Raw genomic sequence first — 18,618 nt, forward strand, 5'->3', positions numbered from 1 at the left:
GGTGCCACGCGGGGCATCCGGCCGATCGACGCCGGTGACGAGCGAGTGACGGGAAGGCACCCAGGATGAGCAGCTCACAACGTACGGCGATCGTGACCGGAGCGAGCAAGGGGATCGGGCTGGCGGTAGTGAAGCGACTGCTGGCCGACGGCTGCACGGTGATCGCGGGGGCGCGCTCGTCGACTCCGGAACTCGATGCGCTGATCGCGGACGACTCCCACGACCCTCACGACGCGGGCGGCGGGGTGGAGTTCGTCTCGGCGGACCTGTCCCAGCCGGGCGCGGCGGAGCGGCTGGTGGCGGCGGCGGGTGACCGGGTGGACATCCTGGTGAACAATGTGGGCGCGACGACGAGCCGGGTGGACGGCTTCCTGTCGATCACGGATGAGCAGTGGATGGCGTCGCTGAATCTCAACTTCCTGGCGGCGGTGCGGATGTGCCGGGCGGTGGTGCCCGGGATGCTCGCTGCAGGCTCCGGCGTGATCGTGAACGTGGCGTCGGTGAACGCGTTCCTGCCGGATCCGGGGGTGATGGACTACAGCGCGGCGAAAGGGGCTCTGCTGAACTTCGCGAAGGCGCTGTCGAAGGAGGTGGGACCGGCGGGCATCCGGGTCAATTCGGTGGACCCCGGGCCGGTGGCGACGGACCTGTGGCTTGGGAACGCTGGTGTGGCCCACACGGTGGGTGCGGCGAACGGGATCACGCCGGAGCAGGTGGCGGAGAATGCGCTCTCGTCGTCGGCGACGAAGCGGTTCACGCAGCCGAGCGAGGTGGCGGAGGTGGTGGCGTTCCTGGCGGACGAGCGCCTGCCGAACCTGACGGGGTCGGCGATCACGATCGACGGCGGACTCATCCCGACGCTCTGAGCAGATCAGGCCAGCCCGGGCGCGAGGTCGGCCAGGTACCGCGCGTAGCCGCCCTCGACGCGGCCGATGAGGCGGCTCGAGGTGAGCACAGGGGCGTCCTCGGACTCGGCGACGACGTGTCCGCCGGTACGCAGGCGACGCACGAGGTCGACGTCTTCGTCGGTCGCGGCGGCCAGGAAGCCGCCGACGCGGAGGTAGACGTCGCCGCGCACGCCGAGATTGGCGCCGTGTACGTGTCCGAGCGTGGAGCCGGGGCTGTGCGTCCGCAGCCACTCGGCGCGGCGCACGTCATCGAGCTCGCCGAGCACGGGGACGACGGCCCCGACGAAGGCGTCGGCGCCGGCCAGCGCTGCGTCGAGATGGGCACGGAGCCAGGATGCGGGAACGGTGCTGTCGGCGTCGGTGGCGGCGATCCAGACGGAGGCGGGATCGTCGTCGATCAGCCGCAGCCCGAGGGCGGCACCATGGCCGCGCGCTCGTCCGACGTCGGCGAAATCCTCGTCGACCACGACGACTTGCGGGAAACCGGCGGCAATGGAGGCGGAGTCGTCGGTGCAGCTGTCGAGCACGAGCACGATGGTCACGGTGACGGAGGGCACGGCGGCAGTCGGCACGACGGCGCAGGCGTCGATGATGGAGCCGAGGCAGGCGGCGAGGGTCTCCGCTTCGTCGCGCGCCGGCACGACGACGAGGATGTGTCGCAGCGAGGTGGTCATCGGGGAGTCCCTCCGTCTGCCTGGAATACCTCGAGCACGAACTCGGCGTCGCGGTGCTCGACGACGGAAGCGAGCCCTGCGAGCCCTGCGGCGGCCCGGAACACGGCATGCGCCTGCTCGCCGCGCTGGGCGAAATCATCGGCCGCGCCCAGCCAGTGGCAGAGCACGACGACCCCGCCGGGCGCGAGAGACTCCCGGCAGCGCTCGATGGTGGTCAGCCACTCGTCGTCGGCGAGGTAGTACGCGACCTCGGAGATGACGATGAGGTCGAAGACACCCGCGGGCCAGGCGGAGGGCACGTGCATCCGCTCGACCGAGACGCCCGGATGCGCCGCGAGCCGTCCCCGCGCGGTGGCGACGGCGGCGGCGGAACCATCGACGGCGACCACGGTGTCGCTCCGCTCGGCGAGCAGCAGGGTGGTCTCCCCGATGGAGCAGCCGAGCTCGAGCACGCGGCCGTACCGCTCGGCCGGAAGGGAGGCGAGCAGGAGAGAGCGTTTGCGTCGCTCGTACCAGCGGCTCCGCACGGCCCACGGGTCGTCGCTTCCGGCGTGCAGCCGCTCGAAGTGCGCGTCGCGTTCGCGCGCGGTCGGGTTCCGCTCCGGGCGGATGAGCACCTCGGGGCCGGTACGGACGATGTCGACGAACTCCTCGCTCAGCACTCCACCGGGATTGGCGGCCGACCGCAGCTGGGAGGGGAAGGCGTCGAGTGCGTCGTTTTTGCGGCGCCGCGCTTCGTCGGTCAGGGGGACGGCGAGCATCCGGGACCACGGGACGCCGTCGGGCTCGCCCCACTGCCAGAGCCAGATCGGGTAGAAGAGCACCTCTCGTGCGGCGAGTGCGGCGGAGGAGCCGACCTCGCGGCCGAGGGTGCGATGGTCGCCGTGGCGATCGGCCGGCCACGGCGCCAGCACGAGCACGCGATCGTCCGCATCGGCCAGAGCCCGGTCGATGCGGTCACGCAGGGCGGTCGCGTGGTGCTTGAGCGCGCCGTCGGGGAGATCCCAGGCTTCGACGGGCGATGCGAGGCCGAGCCGGCTCAGCGCGTCGGCCAGCTCGTCGGGCCGGCGGTCATCGCCGCTGGCGGTCGCCACGATGATGCGCACGGGAACGCCGTGCTCGGCGGCGTGGGCGAGCAGGCCGCCGACGCCGATGGTCTCGTCGTCGGGATGCGCGGAGAAGACGACCAGCTCGCTCACGGTGCCGACGTCGAACGGCGGCACGTCGCCCCAGCGCGGATCGGCCGCCCATTCGGCGGCGCCGGTGCGCGCGCGCACCGCATCGAACGTCACCATGCGGGTCCGGCCTCGCCGCGGAGGTGCTCGAACAGCGAGACGTCGTCCGGCCCGCGATGGTATTGCGAGACGTAGAGGTCGAGATCGGCGTACCGGCGCGCGATCGATTCGTCGAACGCGAGAGCCGCAGGGCCGAGGACGTCGCGGACGGCGCCGAGGACCTCGACGACGGTATCGGCGACCTGACCGCGCACGGTGTGCGCGAGCACGGCGGCGGCGTGCGGGTCCAGGCCTCCGGCGTCGATCACGTCGCCCGCGTGCGCCAGCTGGAGGCGCGCCCCCTCGAGGGCTCGGTGGAGCCGCCCGGCGGCCGCGGCCGCGAGCGGGCCCGCGCCATCCCGCCCGGCACGAGCCCGGAGCGCGGCGTACAACGGCAGGCAGCCGCCCCACCAGCAGGCGGCGACGCCGATCGCGCCCCAGCGGAAGCCGGGACGGGTGAGATACCAGCCGGCCTCGCCGACGGGCTCCGCCACGGCGCCACCGAACTCCAGCGGGCCGCTCTCGACCTCCGCCAGTCCCCGGGCGACCCACTCGACCGGTTCGGCGTGAACGCCCTGCTGCCGCAGGTCGACGCTGAACATACGCCTCTCCGCCGCGTCGGTGCGCGCCGTGATGAGGGCATCCGTCACCTGCGCGCCGAGCGAGCACCACGGCTTCACGCCGTCGAGCTGCCACCCGCCGGCGTCGCGCCGCTCGGTCGCCAGCAGGCCGGCACCGGGCGCCTCTGCTGCGAACACACCCCACGTGCGTCCGGCCGGCGGCGCATCGGCACCGCTCTCCCGGAGGATCGCGATGGCGTCGAGGTGTGGCTCGATCACGCGTGCTGCGGTCACGTCCGCCTCGGCGACGGCCGCGAGGAACCGGAAGCGCTCCGCGGTGCCGCCGGATGCCGGCTGCGGCCCCAGCGCGGCCGGATCCAGGACGCGCAGAGCGTCGAGCAGCGGCGCGACCCTCCCGCCGCACTGCTCGGCGGCGGCGAGGTACGCGCGCTGTTCGTTCGAGAAGGGCTGGGTCACCGGGCGGAGGGCGTCCGGTTCTCGGCGCTGACCATCCAGGCGTACTGCTCGAGGGTGGAGATGATCTCGTGCAGGATGTCGGCGGTGGTCGGGTCCTCTTCGTCGACGTCGTCGTGCACGTCGCGCATGGTGGCGACGGTGGCCTCGAGACGCTCGGTGATCAGGTCGACGACCTCGGCGGTGTCGACCTCGCCGTTCGGGTACTCGGGCAGGCTTGTCGTCTTCGCGACGGTCGCACTGCGGCCATCCGGTGTCGCGTGCAGTGCACGCAGCCGCTCGGCGACGACGTCGCTGAACTCACGCGCCGACTCGACGATCTCATCGAGCTGCAGGTGCAGGTCGCGGAAGTTCTTGCCGACCACGTTCCAGTGCGCCTGCTTGCCTTGCAGGTGGAGCTCGATGAGGTCGACGTGCACCCGCTGCATCGCCGCGGTGAGCTCGGCGGAGGCGACGAAGCCGTGCTCGGCGTGCTCGCGTCGCGTGGACGCGGCTCCGGCGGTGTGCGCCTTCGCGGTGGTGGCCCTGCTTCGCGCGGTCTTCGTCGCGGTCTTCGTGTCGGTGTTCGTGGCTGCCACGGTGGTCCTCTCGTCGTGGGCCGATCCTTGCGACCCGGCTCGTCAGCGACGGTAGGCCGTTCGGCGCACCCGGGGTACCGGGTTGCTTTTTCGACGATCAGTGCCAAGCGTCCCGACCGTAGAATGTGCGGATGACGGCTGCCTCGATCCTCGCGTTCGCCGGGCTGTGCGCGGTCCTCGCGCTGACCCCCGGCCCGGACACGTTCCTCATCCTGCGCTACAGCCTGGTGCGGATGCGCGCGGGCATCGCGGCGTCGATCGGCTCGGCGATCGGGTCGCTCATCTGGGCGGCGGCCGTGGCGTTCGGGCTGGCGGCGCTGCTGGAGCAGTCGGCGGAGGCGTACCGCATCATCAAGATCGTGGGCGGCCTCTACCTCGTCTACCTCGGGGTCAGCGCGTTCCTCGCCTCGCGTCGCGGAGCCGGTCGGCTCGAGCTCGAGCCGCCGCGCGTCCGCCTGCACTCGAGCCTGATCGCGGGCGCGGTGTCGACACTGCTCAACCCGAAGGTCGGCTTGTTCTTCCTCGCGGTGGCGCCGCAGTTCATCCCGCAGGACGGCGCGGCCATCGGAAACACGATGCTCCTCGGCGCCGTGGACGCGCTGGTCGCGCTGGTCTATCTGGCGGTGGTGTCGGTGCTCGCGTCGCGTGCGGTGGTGTGGCTGCGGCGGCCCCGGGTCACGAAGACGCTCGAGCGGGTGTCGGCGGGCATCCTGGCGGCTCTCGGCGTCGGGACGATCGCAACCAGCATCGAGTAACAGAACGCGCGCGTGCTCAGGCGGCCGCGCTCGCGCGCTCAGGCGGCGTCGGCGTGCGACTCGCGGCGCTGCAGCTCGGCGATCAGGGCACGGTACTGCGCAGGATCCATGCCGAAGGTGCGACGGATGGCCTCGTCTTTGACGGCGCGATCGGCCGTCTCGGGGTGCTCGGCTTCGAAGATCAGGAGGAGTCTCTCGCGCGGCGTCGGCATGCTCTCAGTCTGCGCCCGACCTCCGACATCCGCCGGTCAGCCGGCGACCAGCGCCCCGACGCTCAGCAGCGAGGCCGTCGGCACGGTGCAGGCGGTGTAGTCGGTCGTCTTGATGAACAGCGACGCAGTCGATCCCGGCGGGTAGACGCGGAAGCCGTCGGCGGTCTTGGGCTTGCATTCCTCCTCCGGGAGGTTTCCCGCCTGGGTGATCTTGAGGGGAGCCGACGCCTTTCCGCCCGGTGCGAGGGTCACGGTGGGATGCGGCGTGGAGCGGTCGAGCTCGGCGGACTTGCCGAGCTGAGTGCCGTTGCCGTCGCCCACGAAGGAGACACCCGGCCAGCCCTGCAGGTCGCAGGAGGACGAACCGTTGTTGGTGAGCACGATCGTGACGCCGATGCTGCCGGCTGCACCACCCGCGCCCGGGCCGATCGCGCCCGACAGGTCTGAGGTGGCGCACTGCCCGTCGATCGGGGTGGCCGTGCTCGTGCCGGTCGGTCGCGGCGTCGCGGTCGAGGTCGAGCTCGGCGACGACGAGTCCGACGCGGAGGGCGAGGGCGTCGTCGGCCCCGAGGTCGGTGACGAGCAGGCGGTCAACGCCAGGGCCATTGCCGCGGCGGCGATCAGGACGGACGCTCGGACGGGACGGGGAACGGTCATTCCCCCATCACATCACCCTCCGAAGGTGAATGAATAGGCTTGAACCCCGCGTGGCACGATAACCGTGACCGTACCGGTATGTGCACCGCTCGTTTTGAGCAGTCGGTACGAGTTCGGTGTCCCCGAGACGTCGAGCGTCTTGGTGACGCCGCCGATCGTGTACGAGACGGTTCCGCTGCCCGCCAGCACCATGCGCACTTCGCCGGCCGTGTAGTTCAGCCGTACCTTCGCATCCGCGGTGGTGGGCTGGATGTACTGGGTCGCCAGCGACCACGCGCCGTCGAGGGCGAACCGGTTGGCGCCCAGAGCCGCGGGGAAGGCGAACGAACCGGTCTGCGACGAGTACTTCTCGCTTCCGCCGAAGTTCACGACCTTGGTGGTGCCGAGGTAGCTCTCGGGCGTGGTGGCGCCGCTCTTCGGTGTGGTGTCGCGCACCTCGGTGGCGGCCGGCAGCGAGGCTCCCGGCTTCGCATCCTGCAGCAGCTCACGGATGAGCTTCTCGGTGGAGACGTAGTTGCCCTCACCGAACTGCACGTTGCGCACGACGCCCTTCGCGTCGATCAGGTAGTGGGCCGGCCAGTAACGGTTGCGGTAGTTGGTCCACGTGCTGAGATTGTTGTCGATCGCGACGGGATAGGTGATGCCGAAGCCCTTCGCGCCCGCCTCGACGTTCGCCGGCACCTTCTCGAAGGCGTACTCGGGGGCGTGGACGCCGATCACGTCGAGCCCTGCGGCCTTGTATGCCTTGTCCCACGCGACGACGTGCGGGATCGATCGCTGGCAGTTGATGCAGGAGTAGGCCCAGAAGTCCACGAGCACGACCTTGCCCTTCAGCTGCGAGAGCGCGATCGGCTTGTTCCCCGGTGTGTTGAACCACTGCTGGATGCCCGTGATGTCGGGTGCGGTGCCGCAGCTCTGCAGCGCATCCGCGTTGTTGGTGCACTTGGAGAGGTTCTTGTTCTGCGCGTTCACGATGCCGCCGAGGTTGAGGGCCTGCGAGACCTGATCGGAGTTGGAGAACTGGTCCTGCAGCGCGCTCGTGTAGTCGGGGACGAGCCGCTGCAGCGCCTGGGGGAGGTTGAAGAGCAGACCGACGGAGAGCGCCAGCATGAGCACGCCTCCGGTGATCCGGATGCCCTTCTGGTGCTTGCGGAACGACCTGACTCGCTCGGCGACCCGGCGCCCGGCGAGCGCGAAGATCAGCAGCGGGATGGCGGCGCCGAGCGCGAAGGTGACGGTGAGCACGACGGTCTCGATGCCGATCCTGCCGGTGGAGCCGGCGACCGTGATGGCGGCGAGCACCGGACCGGCGCAGGGCACGTAGACGGCGCCGAGTGCGATGCCGAGCACGAAGCCGCCGCGCTCGGTTCCGACGTTGCGCTGCGGGATCCAGGAGAAGGGCTTCTCGAGGTACTCCTCGAACTTCGGCACGATGAGCCCGACCCCGATCAGCACGAGCACGACGATGCCGGCGTAGCGCAGCACGTCCTGCGGGAGGTGCAACAGGGCGAGCAGCAGCGAGCCGATGAGGGTGAAGACGCTGAAGCTGACGACCAGCCCCAGGATGACGAGGTAGGGACGCCAGCGGGAGACGGTGGGCTCGGCCGGTGCGGGCGGCGCCTCGGTGCGGGTGGCGGTGGCGACCGCTCCCCCGCCCGACAGACCGGATGCACGCTCGGCGTCATCGGACGACCCAGCGCCCGCCGCCCGTTTCTCGGCGCGAGAGGTGCGCGCGCCCTGCACGCCGCCCGAGAAGAAGATCACCGGGAGGACCGGCAGGATGCACGGCGAGATGCCGGTGATGAGCCCACCGAGAAATCCGATGAGAGCGAGAGTGAGGTACACGTGATGACCTTCCGTCGGGGTGCCTGGGGTTCGGAACGGGAGGTGCGCGCGGATTGATTCGCACGATTCCCAATCCGATCGCCGGGCAGTGCCGAATGCCCTGATGTAAGCCGCCTCCCAGCCGCGGCTGATCCCATACGAAGGAGTAGTTCCATGCGAGTTCAGAAACGTCACATCATCGCCGTTCTGGGACTCGCCGCAGCGGCCACCCTCGGTCTCTCGGCGTGTTCCTCAGGGTCGAGCGGATCCGGTTCCTCCAGCAGCGGCGACTCGTCGATGACGACTCCGAGCGCCAGCGCGTCGACCATGGATCCGGCGGCCGACCTGGTCGGCAGCGGATGCGCGGCCTACGCGAAGGCCGTTCCGAGTGGCGCCGGCTCGGTCTCGGGCATGGCCCAGGACCCGGTGGCCGTCGCAGCGAGCAACAACCCGCTGCTGACCACGCTGGTCGCCTCGGTGTCCGGCAAGCTCAACCCGAAGGTCAACCTGGTCGACACGCTCAACGGCAGCGAGTTCACCGTCTTCGCCCCGGTCGACGACGCCTTCAAGAAGATCCCGGCGGCCACGATCGACTCGCTCAAGACCGATGCCGGCGCTGCGACGCTGACCAAGATCCTGACCTACCACGTGGTCCCCGGCCAGATCGCCCCTGACAAGATCGCCGGCACCCACAAGACCGTCGAGGGCGGCGAGGTCACCGTCAGCGGCACCGGAGACAACATGATGGTGAACAACGCCAAGGTGATCTGCGGCGGCGTCCACACGGCCAACGCCACGGTGTACCTCATCGACACCGTGCTGATGCCGCCGGCGATGTAGACCCCTCCGTCGCACGCGGTATCGCCGAGCGGCCCGTCCCCATCCCGGGCGGGCCGCTCGTGCGCGCGCCTGCCATGATGGACGGATGAGAGCCATCGCCGCCTGGGCCGTCCGCTTCTGGCCGATCGTGGTCCCGATCGTCGGGGTCGTGCTGCTCGTGGCGGTCTGGAACGTGAAGCTGGGTCCGTTCCTGATCGGCCTGGTCGCTGTCGTCCTCGCCGGAACCGTGCTGGCCGCGGTGCAGCATGCGGAGGTGGTGGCCCACAAGGTCGGCGAGCCGTTCGGCTCCCTCGTGCTCGCGGTCGCGGTCACGGTGATCGAGGTCGCGCTGATCGTCACGCTGATGACGAGCGGCAAGGACTCCGCCACGCTCGCCCGCGACACGGTGTTCTCGGCCGTGATGATCACGATGAACGGGATCGTGGGCCTCTCGCTCCTGCTCGGGGCCTCCCGGCGCGCGACGACGCACTTCAATGCGGAGGGCACGGGCGCCGCGTTGGCGACGGTCACGGCCCTCGCCACGCTCACCCTGGTGCTGCCGACCTTCACCGAGACCCCCGGACCGCAGTTCTCGCCCAGCCAGCTCGTGTTCGCGGCCATCGCATCCGTGGTTCTCTACGCGATGTTCGTGTTCACGCAGACCGTCGCGCACCGCGACTTCTTCCTCCCGGTGACCTCGAAGGGCAAGCCCATCGACGACGACAGCCACGCCGAGGCGCCGTCGTCCCGTACGGCGATGATCAGCCTCGGACTGCTCGTGGTCGCCCTCGTCGCCGTGGTCGGGCTGGCGAAGCTCGAGTCGCCGTCGATCGAGGCGGGTGTGGCGGCCATCGGCTTCCCGCAGTCCTTCGTCGGCGTCGTGATCGCCCTGCTCGTGCTGCTGCCGGAGGGCATTGCTGCGGCGAAGGCCGCGGCACGCAACCGGATGCAGACCAGCATGAACCTGGCGCTCGGCTCCGCGATGGCGAGCATCGGCCTGACCATCCCGTCGATCGCCATCGCGTCGATCTGGCTGACCGGGCCGCTGCACCTCGGCCTGGGCGCGAGCCAGATCGTGCTGCTGGTGCTCACCGTGATCGTCAGCGTGCTCACCATCGTCCCCGGCCGGGCGACGCGTCAGCAGGGCGGGGTGCACCTCGTGCTGTTCGCGGCGTTCATCTTCCTGTCGATCGTGCCGTAGCGATCGTGCCGTAGCGATCGTGCCGTAGCGATCGTGCCGTAGCGATCGTGCCGTAGCGATCGTGCCGCCGGCCGGCCAGCGCCGGCGCGACGCTACTCCTCGGCAGGGACCGCGCGCCGGAACACCAGCCACCCAGCGGTCGCCCCCGCGGCGAGCGCGGCGATCCCCCAGGCCAGGGCGGCACTGGTCGATATGGACACGACCACGAGCACGGCCACGCCGATCGCCGTGCCGAGCTGGGCTCCGGTGTTCAGGATGCCCGTCGCGACCCCCGCCAGCCGTGCCGGCACGGTCGTGCCGATCGTGGTGCCCGCCACCGACGCGACGCCGAGTCCGGCGCCCAGCACGACGGTGCCCGCGATCGCGCCGGCGACGGTTCCGGCGGACACCACGAGCACGAGGTCGCCCGCCCCGATCGCTGCCAGCCCCAGCGCACCCATCCGGTTCGGCTGAAGTCGCCGCGCGAGTGGCCTCGAGAGGGCCGCACCGACGGCGACGGCCACGCTCAGCCACACCAGCGAGAGCCCGGCCTGTAGTGGCGACAGCCCGAGAGCGTCCTGCAGCTCGAGCGTCACCAGCACCGAGGCCGAACTGGTGGCCGCCGTGTTGACGAACGAGACGAGCGTGCCGGCACGCAGGTTCGGCGAGCGCACTGCATCCGCCGGGATGAGCGGCGCACGCGCACGGCGCTGCCAGAGCACGAAGGCGGTGCCGATGACGACGGCGAGTCCGATCGCGGTCAGGCCGACGACCCGCGTGCCCTCCGCTTCGAGCAGGGTGGTGCCCACCACTAGCGACATCACCGCGAGGATGAGCAGCACCGCGCCCAGCACGTCGAACCGCTGCATCGCGGATCCCGTCGACAGCACGGGGATGAGCAGCAGGACGCCCGCGAACAGCAGCACGCCGATCGGCGCGTTGATCCAGAAGACGGCGCGCCAGTCCAGGAGCTGCGTCAGCAGCCCGCCGACCACGAAGCCGGCCGCGCCGGCCGCGGCGCCGGCCGCACTCCAAAGCGCGAGCGCCCCGGTTCGCCGCGGCCCCTCCGGCGCGGCGGCGAGGAGCAGCCGGAGCGCGCTCGGAACCGACAGGGCGGCGGCGGCGCCGAGCAGCGCCCTGGTCGCCACGACCGCGATCACCGACGACGAGAGCGCGCCGGCCGCGGAGACGACGGCGAACATGCCGATGCCGGTGAGCAGGATGCGCCGGTGCCCGAACCGGTCGCCGAGCAGCGAGGCGAGTACCAGCAGACCGCCGAAGAACATGGCGTACGACGCGATGATGAGCGAGGCGGACGCTTCGGTGCCGCCGACGCCCTTCCGGATCTCGGGAACCGCTGTCGTCGCGCTCGTCACCCCGAGCACGTCGACGAACTGTACGGCGCAGAGGAGCACGACGGCTCCGCGCCGTGCCGCGGAGGCGTTTTCGGCGGACACGCCCGGCACGCTACTCCCGACCTCCGACGGGGCTACCCTGTCGGGATGGGCGCCGCAGAGACCGCTTACACCAAGGATCCGCGCGTCGACGCGTACATCGACGCGCGACCGGATTGGCAGCGCGAGCTGCTCCAGCGGCTACGGGACATCATCCACGAAGCCGATCCGGGCATCGAGGAGACGATCAAGCGCACGGTGCAGCCCTACTTCGTGCTGGACGGCAACGTCTGCGCTTTTCTCGCGGCCAAGGACCACGTGAACCTCTTCGTCTACGACGGCGCGATCGTGCCCGACCCCGCCGGGCTCATCACGGCCGGCCACGACAACCAGACGGCTCGAACGATCGGCTTTCGCGAGGGCGACCGGATCGACCGGGATGCCCTGCTGGAGTTCCTGCGCCGGATCGTGGCGAACAATCGCGCCGGGGGCTGGCGCTCACTGAAGCAGGAGTAGCAAGCTGGGTCGCGGAGGTGGTCACGATGACTGAACGCGAGTCGATCGAGTATCCCGACGAGGCCGGGTATCCCGACGGGAGCGGTTTCCTCGACGAGGGGAGCGCATCGGGCGACGCACAGGCGCCGGCCCTCGACGATGTGGAGCGTTTCGCGATGTCCGACGAAGAGGACGACGAGGACGACCACGACATCGACCCGGGCGAGGCGTTCTGACGGTGGACTAGCTCGGGTGGGCTAGCCCCTGTCAGCTAACTCCGGCCGGCTGCGCCGGAGTCCACGGCGGCATCGAAGAGCTGTTCGGCGGCCATCCTGGCCGCGAGCGGCGTGCCTCCGCGGAGCGCTGCGCTGGCCGACGCCCCGTCGAAGAGCAGGGTGAGCTGCACGGCCAGCAGGTGCGGCGATGCCGCCCCGGCCTCCACGGCCTGCCGCTCGAAGAACTCGGTGAGTTCGCGCTTGAAGTGCTGCGCGACGAGCGCTGCGGGATGCTCGCGGTCGCGCAATTCGGTGGCGACGTTCACGAAGGGGCAGCCGAAGAAGTCGGACGCCTCGGCCGCCTCGTGCAGAGCGTCGTAGACGTGCAGCACGCGCTCGCGGGGCGTTCGCTCGTCGGTGGTGTCGAAGTAGGAGGCGACCACGCGCGGACCGTAGACGCGCAGCATCTCGGCGACGATCGCATCCTTGCTCTCGAAGTGCTGGTAGATCGAGCGCTTGGAGACCCCGGCGTCGTCGGCGAGGCGGTCGACGCCGACGACATGGATGCCGTCGCGCAGGAACAGCCGCGCCGCCGCCTCGAGCACGCGCTCACGCGGCTTGGGCTTGGGGTTGGGGGTTTCGGCGACGACGGTCATGGGTCGATTCTAGAATCGGGATTGCGAAAAGTAAACCGATCTGTGTATTGTCGGCTTCATCGAGTAAACCGATCGGTTTATTTTCGACACCGTTCACCGCATCCTCTGGAGGATTGTCATGACAGATCTCAATGGACAGGTCGCCCTGGTCACCGGCGCGAATCGCGGGCTGGGGGCGGAGTTCGTGTCCCAGTTGCTGGAGCGCGGCGCCTCGAAGGTCTACGCGGCCGTCCGCAGGCCGGAGAGCATCGTCTCGGACGATCCGCGCGTGGTCCCCCTCGCGCTGGACGTCACGGATGCCGACAGCATCGAGGCGGCAGCCGCGGCGGCCGGTGATGTCACAGTGCTCGTCAACAACGCCGGCATCGGCGTGAATCAGTCGCTCGTCTCGGGCGACCTCGCCGAGATCCACCGCGAGTTCGACACGAACTTCTGGGGACCGGTCTTGGTGACCCGCGCCTTCGCACCGGTGCTCGAACGCAACGGCGGCGGGGCGATCGTGAATATGCTCTCCGCGCTCAGCTGGCTGGCGCTCGGCTCGTACAGCGCCACGAAGGCGGCACTGTGGTCGGCGACCAACTCGGCGCGCGTCGAACTGGCGCCGAAGGGCATCCAGGTGGTCGGGGTGCACGTCGGCTGGGTCGACACCGAGATGGCCGCCAACGCCACGGGGGTGAAGGTGCCGCCGGCGCAGGTCGTCACCGAGACCTTCGACGTCGTCGAGGCCGGCGACGTCGAGGCCATCGTGGGCGAGACCGCGCAGGCCGTGAAGGCGGTGCTGAACCAGGACGTGCGGGTGCTCTACCCGCAGCTCGCACGCAGCTGAACGCGCGGCCGCGCGGGCAGCGAGGATCGGCTCGAGCGGTTTCAGTGGGGAACGACCTGCAGGGTCAGCCGCACGACCCTGCTGTGCGATTCGCCGTTGAACGTGGTGAAGTCGCCGCCGAGGAGAAGCGCGCCGTCCGCGTCCAGCGCGGCCGAATTGACGGAGCCGTCCGCGCCCGCGCCGGTGGTGAGGGAGGTGTCGGCACGGCCGTCCCGGTTCAGGAGCGCGAACCGGCCGGTCCCGTCGGCGCGGACGCCACCGAAGAAGATGTTGCCGTCGGCGTCCAGGGCGACGGTTCGCGTTGAATTGTCACCGCTGCCGATGAAGCGGGTGTGGACGGCGCCCGACGGGTGCAGGAGGACCAGCGATGCCGACTCTGTGCCGTCGAAAGTGGTGAAATCACCGCCGAGGACGACCATTCCGTCGGGGTCGATCGCGATGGTTCGCACGGTGCTGTCGGATCCGGTGCCGGTGTCGAAAGTGGTGTCGGTACGGCCATCCGGCTGCAACCTCACCGTGTTGCCGACTGCTGTTCGGTTGAAGGTGGTGAAGGTACCGGCGAGAAGGATCGTGCCGTCCACGCCGACAGCGACGTCCAGGATGACGCCGCCGGGAGCGCCGGTACCCGTGTTGGCGGTGAAGTCGTTGTCGATGCTGCCGTCCTGATCCAACCGCACCACCTTGTTCGCCGCCGAGGTGCCTTTGAACGCGGCGAAGGCACCGACGATGACGATTCTGCCGTCCGCGTCGACCGCGGCCCCATGCACGGTGCTGCTGGCGCCGATGCCGGTATCGAAGGTGGCGTCGATGCTGCCATCGGGGTTCAGCCGCACCACCCGGCCGACCGTTGTGCCGTTGAAGGCGGTGAAGTCGCCGCCGAGGATGATCCTGCCGTCAGCGTCGACAACGAGCGCCCGCACCGTGTCGTTGGCGCCGCTGCCCGTGTCGAAAGCGGTGTCGACGCTGCCGTCGGTGTTCAACCGCACCACGCGGCCGACCGTTGTGCCGTTGAAGGCGGTGAAGTCCCCGACGAGGAGGCTCCTCCCATCGGCGTCGACGGCGACGGCCTGCACGGAGCCGTCCGCGCCGGTGCCGGTGTCGACGGCCGGGTCGGGCGCGTAGATGGTGTCCACCCAATGCGAGAGCTCCTCGGAGCTCGACAGATAGCCATCGGATCGGTACGACGCACTCGTGGGATGCGCCTCGAGTAGGCCGGCACTCATCACCACCGCGACACTGACGACGAACGACGCCGTCAGCAGCAGAGCCGGACGAACACGGGGCTTACGCATGTATTGAGGCTCTTTCGGATCGGATCGGAGCGGTTCGGCTCAGGCGGCTTCAGTGGGGCACGGTCTGCAGTGTCAGACGCGCGACGTGGTTGGCTGGTATCTCGTTGGAGGTCGTGAAGAAGCCGCCGATGACGATTCGGCCCTCCGGGTCGAGCGCGACGGAGCGAATGTCCGAATTGGTGCCGGTACCGGCGCTGAAGGTCGGGTCAGTGCTCCCATCGGAATTCAGCCGGACGATGTGACCGGCCGGCGCGCCGTTGAAGGTCGTGAAGCTGCCGACGACGAGGATCGTGCCGTCGGCGTCCATAACGGCATCCCAGGACGATTCATCAGTACCGGCGCCCGTATCGAAGGCGGAGTCGGGGCTCCCGTCGGGATTCAACCGGACCAGGGCGCCGGAGCCGAGGGGGAAGATCTTGCCATCCGGGTCGAGGAACAGGCCGCTGAGACGGCCTCGATCGTCGGGGCTGAACCCGGTGTCGACGCTCCCGTCGAGGTTCAACCGGACCAGGTTGCCGGCGGGTACCCCGTTGAAGCCGGAGAACAGGCCGCCGAGGAGGATCCTGCCGTCTGCGTCGACGGCTGCGGCCGACACCAGATCCGTCGTGCCGGAGCTGACGCCGCTGCCGGCGATGAGCGTCGGGTCGACGCTGCCGTCGACGTTCAACCGGACCACACTCCGGGCTGGTCGGCCGTTGAAGCTGCTGAATTGACCACCGAGGACGATCTTGCCGTCCGGGGCGAGGGCCACAGAGCGAACACTTGCCGAGGTAAGGCCGTCGTTGGCGATGCCGGTGCCCGTGTCGAAGGTGGAGTCGACGCTGCCGTCCGGGTTCAACCGCACCACCCCGCCGGCCGCGGTGCCGTTGTAGGCGCGGAAAACGCCACCGACGAGGATCTTGCCGTCGGCATCGATGGCTACGTCGTACGGCGCACCTTGGAGACCAGTGCCGGTGTCGAAGGTGGGATCGGTGCTGCCGTCCGGGTTCAGCCGGACCACCTTGCCCGCTGCTGTGCCGTTGACGGCGTTGAACTCGCCGACGGCGAGGACCTTGCCGTCATCATCGACAGCAATCGAATAGACGACGCTGTTCGCCCCGGTGCTCGAGTCGAAGGCGGGATCGGGAGCGTAGACCGTTTCCTTCCAGTGCGAGTACTGCTCGGCGGTCGAGAGGTATCCGTCGGACGTGTACGCCGCTCTCGTACCGCGCGCCGCAAGCGGGCCGGCGTTCGTCACCACCGCGGCACTGACGACGAATGACGCCGTCAGCAGCACAGCCGGAAGACGAAGTGGGGTACGCATGGGGAGGGGGGTCCTTTCTGGCCGGGTCGCGGGCTTGAGATCGCGGGTTTCAGGAGGGTCGCGGGGTCGCGGTGAGGGCGACCTGCCAACAGACCGCGCCATCGTGGAGGTCCTCTGTAGTCGCGTTCAGTGGGTACTCGAGCGTGAAATCGAGGCGTGCGCGTTCGTTCGTGCTGCCGGACCAGGTGTCGCCCGGCTGCAGGAGCGCCCCCGCTCGGGGAGGCAGGGTGATGGTGGCGTGCGCGTCGGCGAGCGGCACCCGGTCGAGCACCTGCTGCCCGTCGATGGAGAGTGAGACGAGGTGCTGCCCGGACACGTCGATCCGGGAGGCGGAGACGGCCCCGCCGAGTAGTCGTACGGTGATCTCGCTCGTGCGCGTGCTGGAGTTGTTGAACACGGACACGCTCGCGTCGTAGGAGAACCCGGGTACGAGGGCGTGTTCGATCGGGAGTGTCGCCGTGGCCGGGTCGAGCACGATGGAGTCGGCGCCGAAGAGCCCGACGCCGTCGTACCGATCGGTGTCGACGGTGGGGCCTAGGGACACATTGCCGAGATCGGTGTAGGCGGCCGCGGTCGGAAGCAGTGCGGTGAGCGTGATCCCTGCGGTCAGGGTGGTCGCGATTGCCACACCCGCCCAGGTTTTCGGGGAGAGCTTCTTCATCGTCCTGCCTCCTCGGAGGTCGTGGGTGCGGTGTCGTTGCGGCGACGTCGTGCGCCGGCGGCGAGGAGGATCCCCGCGGCCGCCAGGCCCGCTCCGAGGCCGATCAGCCACAGCAGGTTCATACCCGTCGCCGCCAGGCCGTCATCCTCTTCCCCGGCCCCTGCCTGCCCGGGGCCTCGATCGTCGATCTCGGTCGAGACACGGAGGGTGACGGTCTGCGAGACGCCCTGGTAGGCGTTTCCCGCGGCGCGCGGCAGGGAGAGCTCCCCGCGCACCCGCGAGGGCACGCTGCCGTCGGCGGCCCGCAGGTCGTAGCCGGTTGCGCTGAGCTCGCGCAGCGGCGTCGGGGGCATCAGTGTCTCCCCTGTGTTCGCGTCGGTGAGGCGCAGCACGGGCTGCACCGCTTCGTCGGGCAGTACCAGAGCGGAGCCGAGCAGCACGCGCGCAGCGGACGCCTCGGAACCGCTCGAACCCTCGATCGGGACCTCCCATGTCGTGCTGTGCCCGGGGGCGGGGAACGTCACCTGCACGTCGTGACTCTCGGCAGCGTGCGCGGTCGATGGGGTGAGCAGTGTCCACGCCATCAGAAGGCAGGTCAGGGTGAGCGCTATGGCTGATCTCATGGCGTGACCGTTCCTGCGAGCTGGGCGACGAACATTCCGTCCCACGTCTCGCCGTCTGGTGGGACGGGAGCGTCCGCGTCGAGGAGGACGTCGACGGAGAACGTCGCCCTGTTCGAGTCGTCGCCGTTGACGATCATGGTGCGCTGCGCGGCGGGCAGAGCATTGAACGCGTCCATCGAGCGCCAGGGATCCGCCGCGGAGAATGCTCCGGAGGAATCCCTGAGGCGATACCGCAGCGCCGCCATGAGGCGGCTGTCCGATCCGGGAGTCGGATGAAGCGTGACGGTCACGGCGAGCGGATGCCCGGTGCCGTCGGCGTCGATCGCTGCGAGGGGGCTGGTGAAGGTCAGGGGTGTGATCGACGACCAGGGTGTGCCGGGCGGCGGCGTGGTGACGAATTCCGCCGCCTGGCTGAGTGTCGTCCCTGCCAGGTCGGCGAACGGGCTGCTGCCCAGCAGCCGCAGCTTCGCCGGGTTCTGGAGCTCGGCGAAGGTGCCGGTCGACTCGTGGGTCCACGCGCCGGCGGTGGAGCCGATCGCGAGGGCGAGGACGCAGCCGACGGCGAGGGACGCCCGGTACGTTCCCGTTCTCGGCAGGGTGGGCCGCCACGCGCGCATGCGCGTCGGGATGCGGGTCATCAGGCGTTCACTCCTTCGAAGCGGAAGCGGATGCCGGCTGCTGACCCGGTGTTGTCGGTCGCGGTGGCCGGGAGCGAGATCCGCACTCTGAGCACTTTGGACGCTCCCTCCGGCACGGATGCCGGCCACGAGTAGGAGAGGGGCGTCGTCCCCGCGGTCTGACGGTCGAGCAGAGTGTCGGACCCTTCGGTCACGGTGAACTGCAGACTGCCGAAGAGGTTCTGGGTGCCGGCGGCCACGCCGACGTCGTCGATGTGCAGGGAGAGCAGGCCGTCGAGCGGGCCGTCGTTCTTGACGGCGATACTGACCTCGATGGGGTCATCCGGGGTGATCACGCGGGGTCCGGAGTCCGCGTCGCCGAGGTCCAGGATGATCGGGTCGGCGCTGCCGGCGTGCCATTCGGCTGCCGTCGGCGTCCAGGTGTGGCCCTCGGCCGCCGCGGCGACGATGGCGAAACGGTTGTCCGTGCCGTTGAAATGAACGCTGACGTCTTCGTTCACGAAGACCGCGGCGCCGGTCAGGGCGGCCGCGAGGCCGAAGACGCCGAGGGCGGCCGCCAGACGGGTGGTGTGACTGCGCACAGGCACAGGGGTGTCCTCA

At 69.9% G+C, this 18,618-nt stretch carries 22 protein-coding genes; 7 read left to right on the forward strand and 15 right to left on the reverse strand.

Translation table 11 applies throughout. The features are described 5' to 3' along the window. The first annotated feature begins 65 nt into the window (after nucleotides 1–65). Nucleotides 66–866 (forward strand): SDR family NAD(P)-dependent oxidoreductase, encoded by an 801-nt coding sequence (locus PKE84_RS02280; RefSeq protein ID WP_271175568.1) that lies wholly within the window; start codon nucleotides 66–68, stop codon nucleotides 864–866. Between the two features lie 5 nt (nucleotides 867–871). Here the strand turns inward: PKE84_RS02280 and PKE84_RS02285 are convergent, their stop codons facing one another. Genes PKE84_RS02285 through PKE84_RS02300 form a run of 4 tightly spaced genes read right to left on the reverse strand, consistent with a single transcriptional unit; the run spans nucleotide 872 to nucleotide 4,468 of the window. Further along, a complete protein-coding gene (locus PKE84_RS02285; protein ID WP_271175569.1) occupies nucleotides 872–1,582 on the reverse strand; it encodes a glycosyltransferase family 2 protein in 711 nt (236 codons plus the stop codon). Then, nucleotides 1,579–2,877 carry a PIG-L family deacetylase gene (locus PKE84_RS02290; RefSeq protein ID WP_271175570.1) on the reverse strand — a complete coding sequence of 433 codons (1,299 nt, stop codon included), beginning with the start codon at nucleotides 2,875–2,877 and terminating at the stop codon, nucleotides 1,579–1,581. The genes PKE84_RS02285 and PKE84_RS02290 overlap by 4 nt, the downstream gene beginning before the upstream one ends. Further along, nucleotides 2,871–3,893 carry an acyl-CoA dehydrogenase family protein gene (locus PKE84_RS02295; RefSeq protein ID WP_271175571.1) on the reverse strand — a complete coding sequence of 341 codons (1,023 nt, stop codon included), beginning with the start codon at nucleotides 3,891–3,893 and terminating at the stop codon, nucleotides 2,871–2,873. Before PKE84_RS02295 ends, PKE84_RS02290 begins: the two co-directional genes overlap by 7 nt. After that, nucleotides 3,890–4,468 carry a Dps family protein gene (locus PKE84_RS02300; protein WP_271175572.1) on the reverse strand — a complete coding sequence of 193 codons (579 nt, stop codon included), beginning with the start codon at nucleotides 4,466–4,468 and terminating at the stop codon, nucleotides 3,890–3,892. The genes PKE84_RS02295 and PKE84_RS02300 overlap by 4 nt, the downstream gene beginning before the upstream one ends. Before the next feature lie 131 nt (nucleotides 4,469–4,599). On the opposite strand from PKE84_RS02300, the gene PKE84_RS02305 reads away from it, so the two are divergent. Beyond that, a complete protein-coding gene (locus PKE84_RS02305) occupies nucleotides 4,600–5,223 on the forward strand; it encodes a LysE family translocator (RefSeq protein ID WP_271175573.1) in 624 nt (207 codons plus the stop codon). A gap of 38 nt (nucleotides 5,224–5,261) precedes the next feature. Here the strand turns inward: PKE84_RS02305 and PKE84_RS02310 are convergent, their stop codons facing one another. From PKE84_RS02310 to PKE84_RS02320, 3 genes are read right to left on the reverse strand one after another with little or no spacing between them, the layout of a single operon-like run. Beyond that, nucleotides 5,262–5,435 (reverse strand): DUF3263 domain-containing protein, encoded by a 174-nt coding sequence (locus PKE84_RS02310; protein ID WP_271175574.1) that lies wholly within the window; start codon nucleotides 5,433–5,435, stop codon nucleotides 5,262–5,264. Between the two features lie 36 nt (nucleotides 5,436–5,471). Then, nucleotides 5,472–6,092: a DUF4232 domain-containing protein gene (locus tag PKE84_RS02315; protein WP_271175575.1), complete on the reverse strand. Its 621-nt coding sequence runs from the start codon at nucleotides 6,090–6,092 to the stop codon at nucleotides 5,472–5,474. Between the two features lie 12 nt (nucleotides 6,093–6,104). Beyond that, nucleotides 6,105–7,937: a cytochrome c biogenesis protein DipZ gene (locus tag PKE84_RS02320; RefSeq protein WP_271175576.1), complete on the reverse strand. Its 1,833-nt coding sequence runs from the start codon at nucleotides 7,935–7,937 to the stop codon at nucleotides 6,105–6,107. Nucleotides 7,938–8,090: 153 nt separating this feature from the next. Here PKE84_RS02320 and PKE84_RS02325 point away from each other — a divergent pair, with 153 nt between their 5' ends. Both PKE84_RS02325 and PKE84_RS02330 read left to right on the forward strand, forming a co-directional pair. Continuing rightward, nucleotides 8,091–8,756, forward strand: coding sequence for a fasciclin domain-containing protein (locus tag PKE84_RS02325; RefSeq protein WP_271175577.1), 666 nt, complete (start codon nucleotides 8,091–8,093; stop codon nucleotides 8,754–8,756). 85 nt (nucleotides 8,757–8,841) lie between these two features. After that, nucleotides 8,842–9,936, forward strand: coding sequence for a calcium:cation antiporter (locus PKE84_RS02330; protein ID WP_271175578.1), 1,095 nt, complete (start codon nucleotides 8,842–8,844; stop codon nucleotides 9,934–9,936). Between the two features lie 92 nt (nucleotides 9,937–10,028). On the opposite strand, the gene PKE84_RS02335 is transcribed toward PKE84_RS02330, so the two are convergent. Further along, on the reverse strand, nucleotides 10,029–11,372 hold the full coding sequence (locus PKE84_RS02335; RefSeq protein WP_271175579.1) for an MFS transporter: 1,344 nt from the start codon (nucleotides 11,370–11,372) through the stop codon (nucleotides 10,029–10,031). Between the two features lie 45 nt (nucleotides 11,373–11,417). Here PKE84_RS02335 and PKE84_RS02340 point away from each other — a divergent pair, with 45 nt between their 5' ends. Continuing rightward, a complete protein-coding gene (locus tag PKE84_RS02340; RefSeq protein ID WP_271175580.1) occupies nucleotides 11,418–11,825 on the forward strand; it encodes a DUF1801 domain-containing protein in 408 nt (135 codons plus the stop codon). A gap of 26 nt (nucleotides 11,826–11,851) precedes the next feature. After that, the gene (locus PKE84_RS02345; RefSeq protein ID WP_271175581.1) at nucleotides 11,852–12,040 is read left to right on the forward strand and encodes a hypothetical protein; all 189 of its coding nucleotides are present in this window, start codon (nucleotides 11,852–11,854) and stop codon (nucleotides 12,038–12,040) included. Nucleotides 12,041–12,075: 35 nt separating this feature from the next. Here PKE84_RS02345 and PKE84_RS02350 read toward each other — a convergent pair whose 3' ends face one another. After that, a complete protein-coding gene (locus PKE84_RS02350) occupies nucleotides 12,076–12,675 on the reverse strand; it encodes a TetR/AcrR family transcriptional regulator (RefSeq protein WP_271175582.1) in 600 nt (199 codons plus the stop codon). A 118-nt stretch (nucleotides 12,676–12,793) separates the two neighbouring features. Here PKE84_RS02350 and PKE84_RS02355 point away from each other — a divergent pair, with 118 nt between their 5' ends. Then, the gene (locus PKE84_RS02355) at nucleotides 12,794–13,501 is read left to right on the forward strand and encodes an SDR family oxidoreductase (RefSeq protein WP_271175583.1); all 708 of its coding nucleotides are present in this window, start codon (nucleotides 12,794–12,796) and stop codon (nucleotides 13,499–13,501) included. 41 nt (nucleotides 13,502–13,542) lie between these two features. Here PKE84_RS02355 and PKE84_RS02360 read toward each other — a convergent pair whose 3' ends face one another. The 6 genes from PKE84_RS02360 to PKE84_RS02385 all read right to left on the reverse strand — a co-directional run bounded on the left by PKE84_RS02360 (nucleotide 13,543) and on the right by PKE84_RS02385 (nucleotide 18,605). Further along, a complete protein-coding gene (locus PKE84_RS02360) occupies nucleotides 13,543–14,793 on the reverse strand; it encodes a ligand-binding sensor domain-containing protein (RefSeq protein ID WP_271175584.1) in 1,251 nt (416 codons plus the stop codon). 49 nt (nucleotides 14,794–14,842) lie between these two features. Further along, nucleotides 14,843–16,069, reverse strand: coding sequence for a ligand-binding sensor domain-containing protein (locus tag PKE84_RS02365; protein ID WP_271175585.1), 1,227 nt, complete (start codon nucleotides 16,067–16,069; stop codon nucleotides 14,843–14,845). A gap of 76 nt (nucleotides 16,070–16,145) precedes the next feature. Next, nucleotides 16,146–16,757 (reverse strand): hypothetical protein, encoded by a 612-nt coding sequence (locus tag PKE84_RS02370; RefSeq protein ID WP_271175586.1) that lies wholly within the window; start codon nucleotides 16,755–16,757, stop codon nucleotides 16,146–16,148. Continuing rightward, complete coding sequence (locus PKE84_RS02375) at nucleotides 16,754–17,380, reverse strand: hypothetical protein (RefSeq protein WP_271175587.1); 627 nt, start codon at nucleotides 17,378–17,380, stop codon at nucleotides 16,754–16,756. Before PKE84_RS02375 ends, PKE84_RS02370 begins: the two co-directional genes overlap by 4 nt. Continuing rightward, on the reverse strand, nucleotides 17,377–18,018 hold the full coding sequence (locus PKE84_RS02380) for a hypothetical protein (RefSeq protein ID WP_271175588.1): 642 nt from the start codon (nucleotides 18,016–18,018) through the stop codon (nucleotides 17,377–17,379). Before PKE84_RS02380 ends, PKE84_RS02375 begins: the two co-directional genes overlap by 4 nt. Next, a complete protein-coding gene (locus PKE84_RS02385) occupies nucleotides 18,018–18,605 on the reverse strand; it encodes a hypothetical protein (protein WP_271175589.1) in 588 nt (195 codons plus the stop codon). The genes PKE84_RS02380 and PKE84_RS02385 overlap by 1 nt, the downstream gene beginning before the upstream one ends. Nucleotides 18,606–18,618 lie beyond the last annotated feature (13 nt).

This window comes from Leifsonia poae (assembly GCF_027921845.1).
GTDB classification, from domain to species: Bacteria; Actinomycetota; Actinomycetes; order Actinomycetales; family Microbacteriaceae; genus Leifsonia; species Leifsonia poae.

Excerpts from the sequence above, each read along its gene's own strand:
- PKE84_RS02280 (WP_271175568.1), top strand. The coding sequence starts at position 66 with ATGAGCAGCTCACAACGTACGGCGATCGTGACCGGAGCGAGCAAGGGG.
- PKE84_RS02285 (WP_271175569.1), bottom strand. The coding sequence starts at position 1,582 with ATGACCACCTCGCTGCGACACATCCTCGTCGTCGTGCCGGCGCGCGAC.
- PKE84_RS02290 (WP_271175570.1), bottom strand. The coding sequence starts at position 2,877 with ATGGTGACGTTCGATGCGGTGCGCGCGCGCACCGGCGCCGCCGAATGG.
- PKE84_RS02305 (WP_271175573.1), top strand. The coding sequence starts at position 4,600 with ATGACGGCTGCCTCGATCCTCGCGTTCGCCGGGCTGTGCGCGGTCCTC.
- PKE84_RS02310 (WP_271175574.1), bottom strand. The coding sequence starts at position 5,435 with ATGCCGACGCCGCGCGAGAGACTCCTCCTGATCTTCGAAGCCGAGCAC.
- PKE84_RS02315 (WP_271175575.1), bottom strand. The coding sequence starts at position 6,092 with ATGACCGTTCCCCGTCCCGTCCGAGCGTCCGTCCTGATCGCCGCCGCG.
- PKE84_RS02325 (WP_271175577.1), top strand. The coding sequence starts at position 8,091 with ATGCGAGTTCAGAAACGTCACATCATCGCCGTTCTGGGACTCGCCGCA.
- PKE84_RS02330 (WP_271175578.1), top strand. The coding sequence starts at position 8,842 with ATGAGAGCCATCGCCGCCTGGGCCGTCCGCTTCTGGCCGATCGTGGTC.
- PKE84_RS02340 (WP_271175580.1), top strand. The coding sequence starts at position 11,418 with ATGGGCGCCGCAGAGACCGCTTACACCAAGGATCCGCGCGTCGACGCG.
- PKE84_RS02345 (WP_271175581.1), top strand. The coding sequence starts at position 11,852 with ATGACTGAACGCGAGTCGATCGAGTATCCCGACGAGGCCGGGTATCCC.
- PKE84_RS02350 (WP_271175582.1), bottom strand. The coding sequence starts at position 12,675 with ATGACCGTCGTCGCCGAAACCCCCAACCCCAAGCCCAAGCCGCGTGAG.
- PKE84_RS02355 (WP_271175583.1), top strand. The coding sequence starts at position 12,794 with ATGACAGATCTCAATGGACAGGTCGCCCTGGTCACCGGCGCGAATCGC.
- PKE84_RS02360 (WP_271175584.1), bottom strand. The coding sequence starts at position 14,793 with ATGCGTAAGCCCCGTGTTCGTCCGGCTCTGCTGCTGACGGCGTCGTTC.
- PKE84_RS02370 (WP_271175586.1), bottom strand. The coding sequence starts at position 16,757 with ATGAAGAAGCTCTCCCCGAAAACCTGGGCGGGTGTGGCAATCGCGACC.
- PKE84_RS02375 (WP_271175587.1), bottom strand. The coding sequence starts at position 17,380 with ATGAGATCAGCCATAGCGCTCACCCTGACCTGCCTTCTGATGGCGTGG.
- PKE84_RS02380 (WP_271175588.1), bottom strand. The coding sequence starts at position 18,018 with ATGACCCGCATCCCGACGCGCATGCGCGCGTGGCGGCCCACCCTGCCG.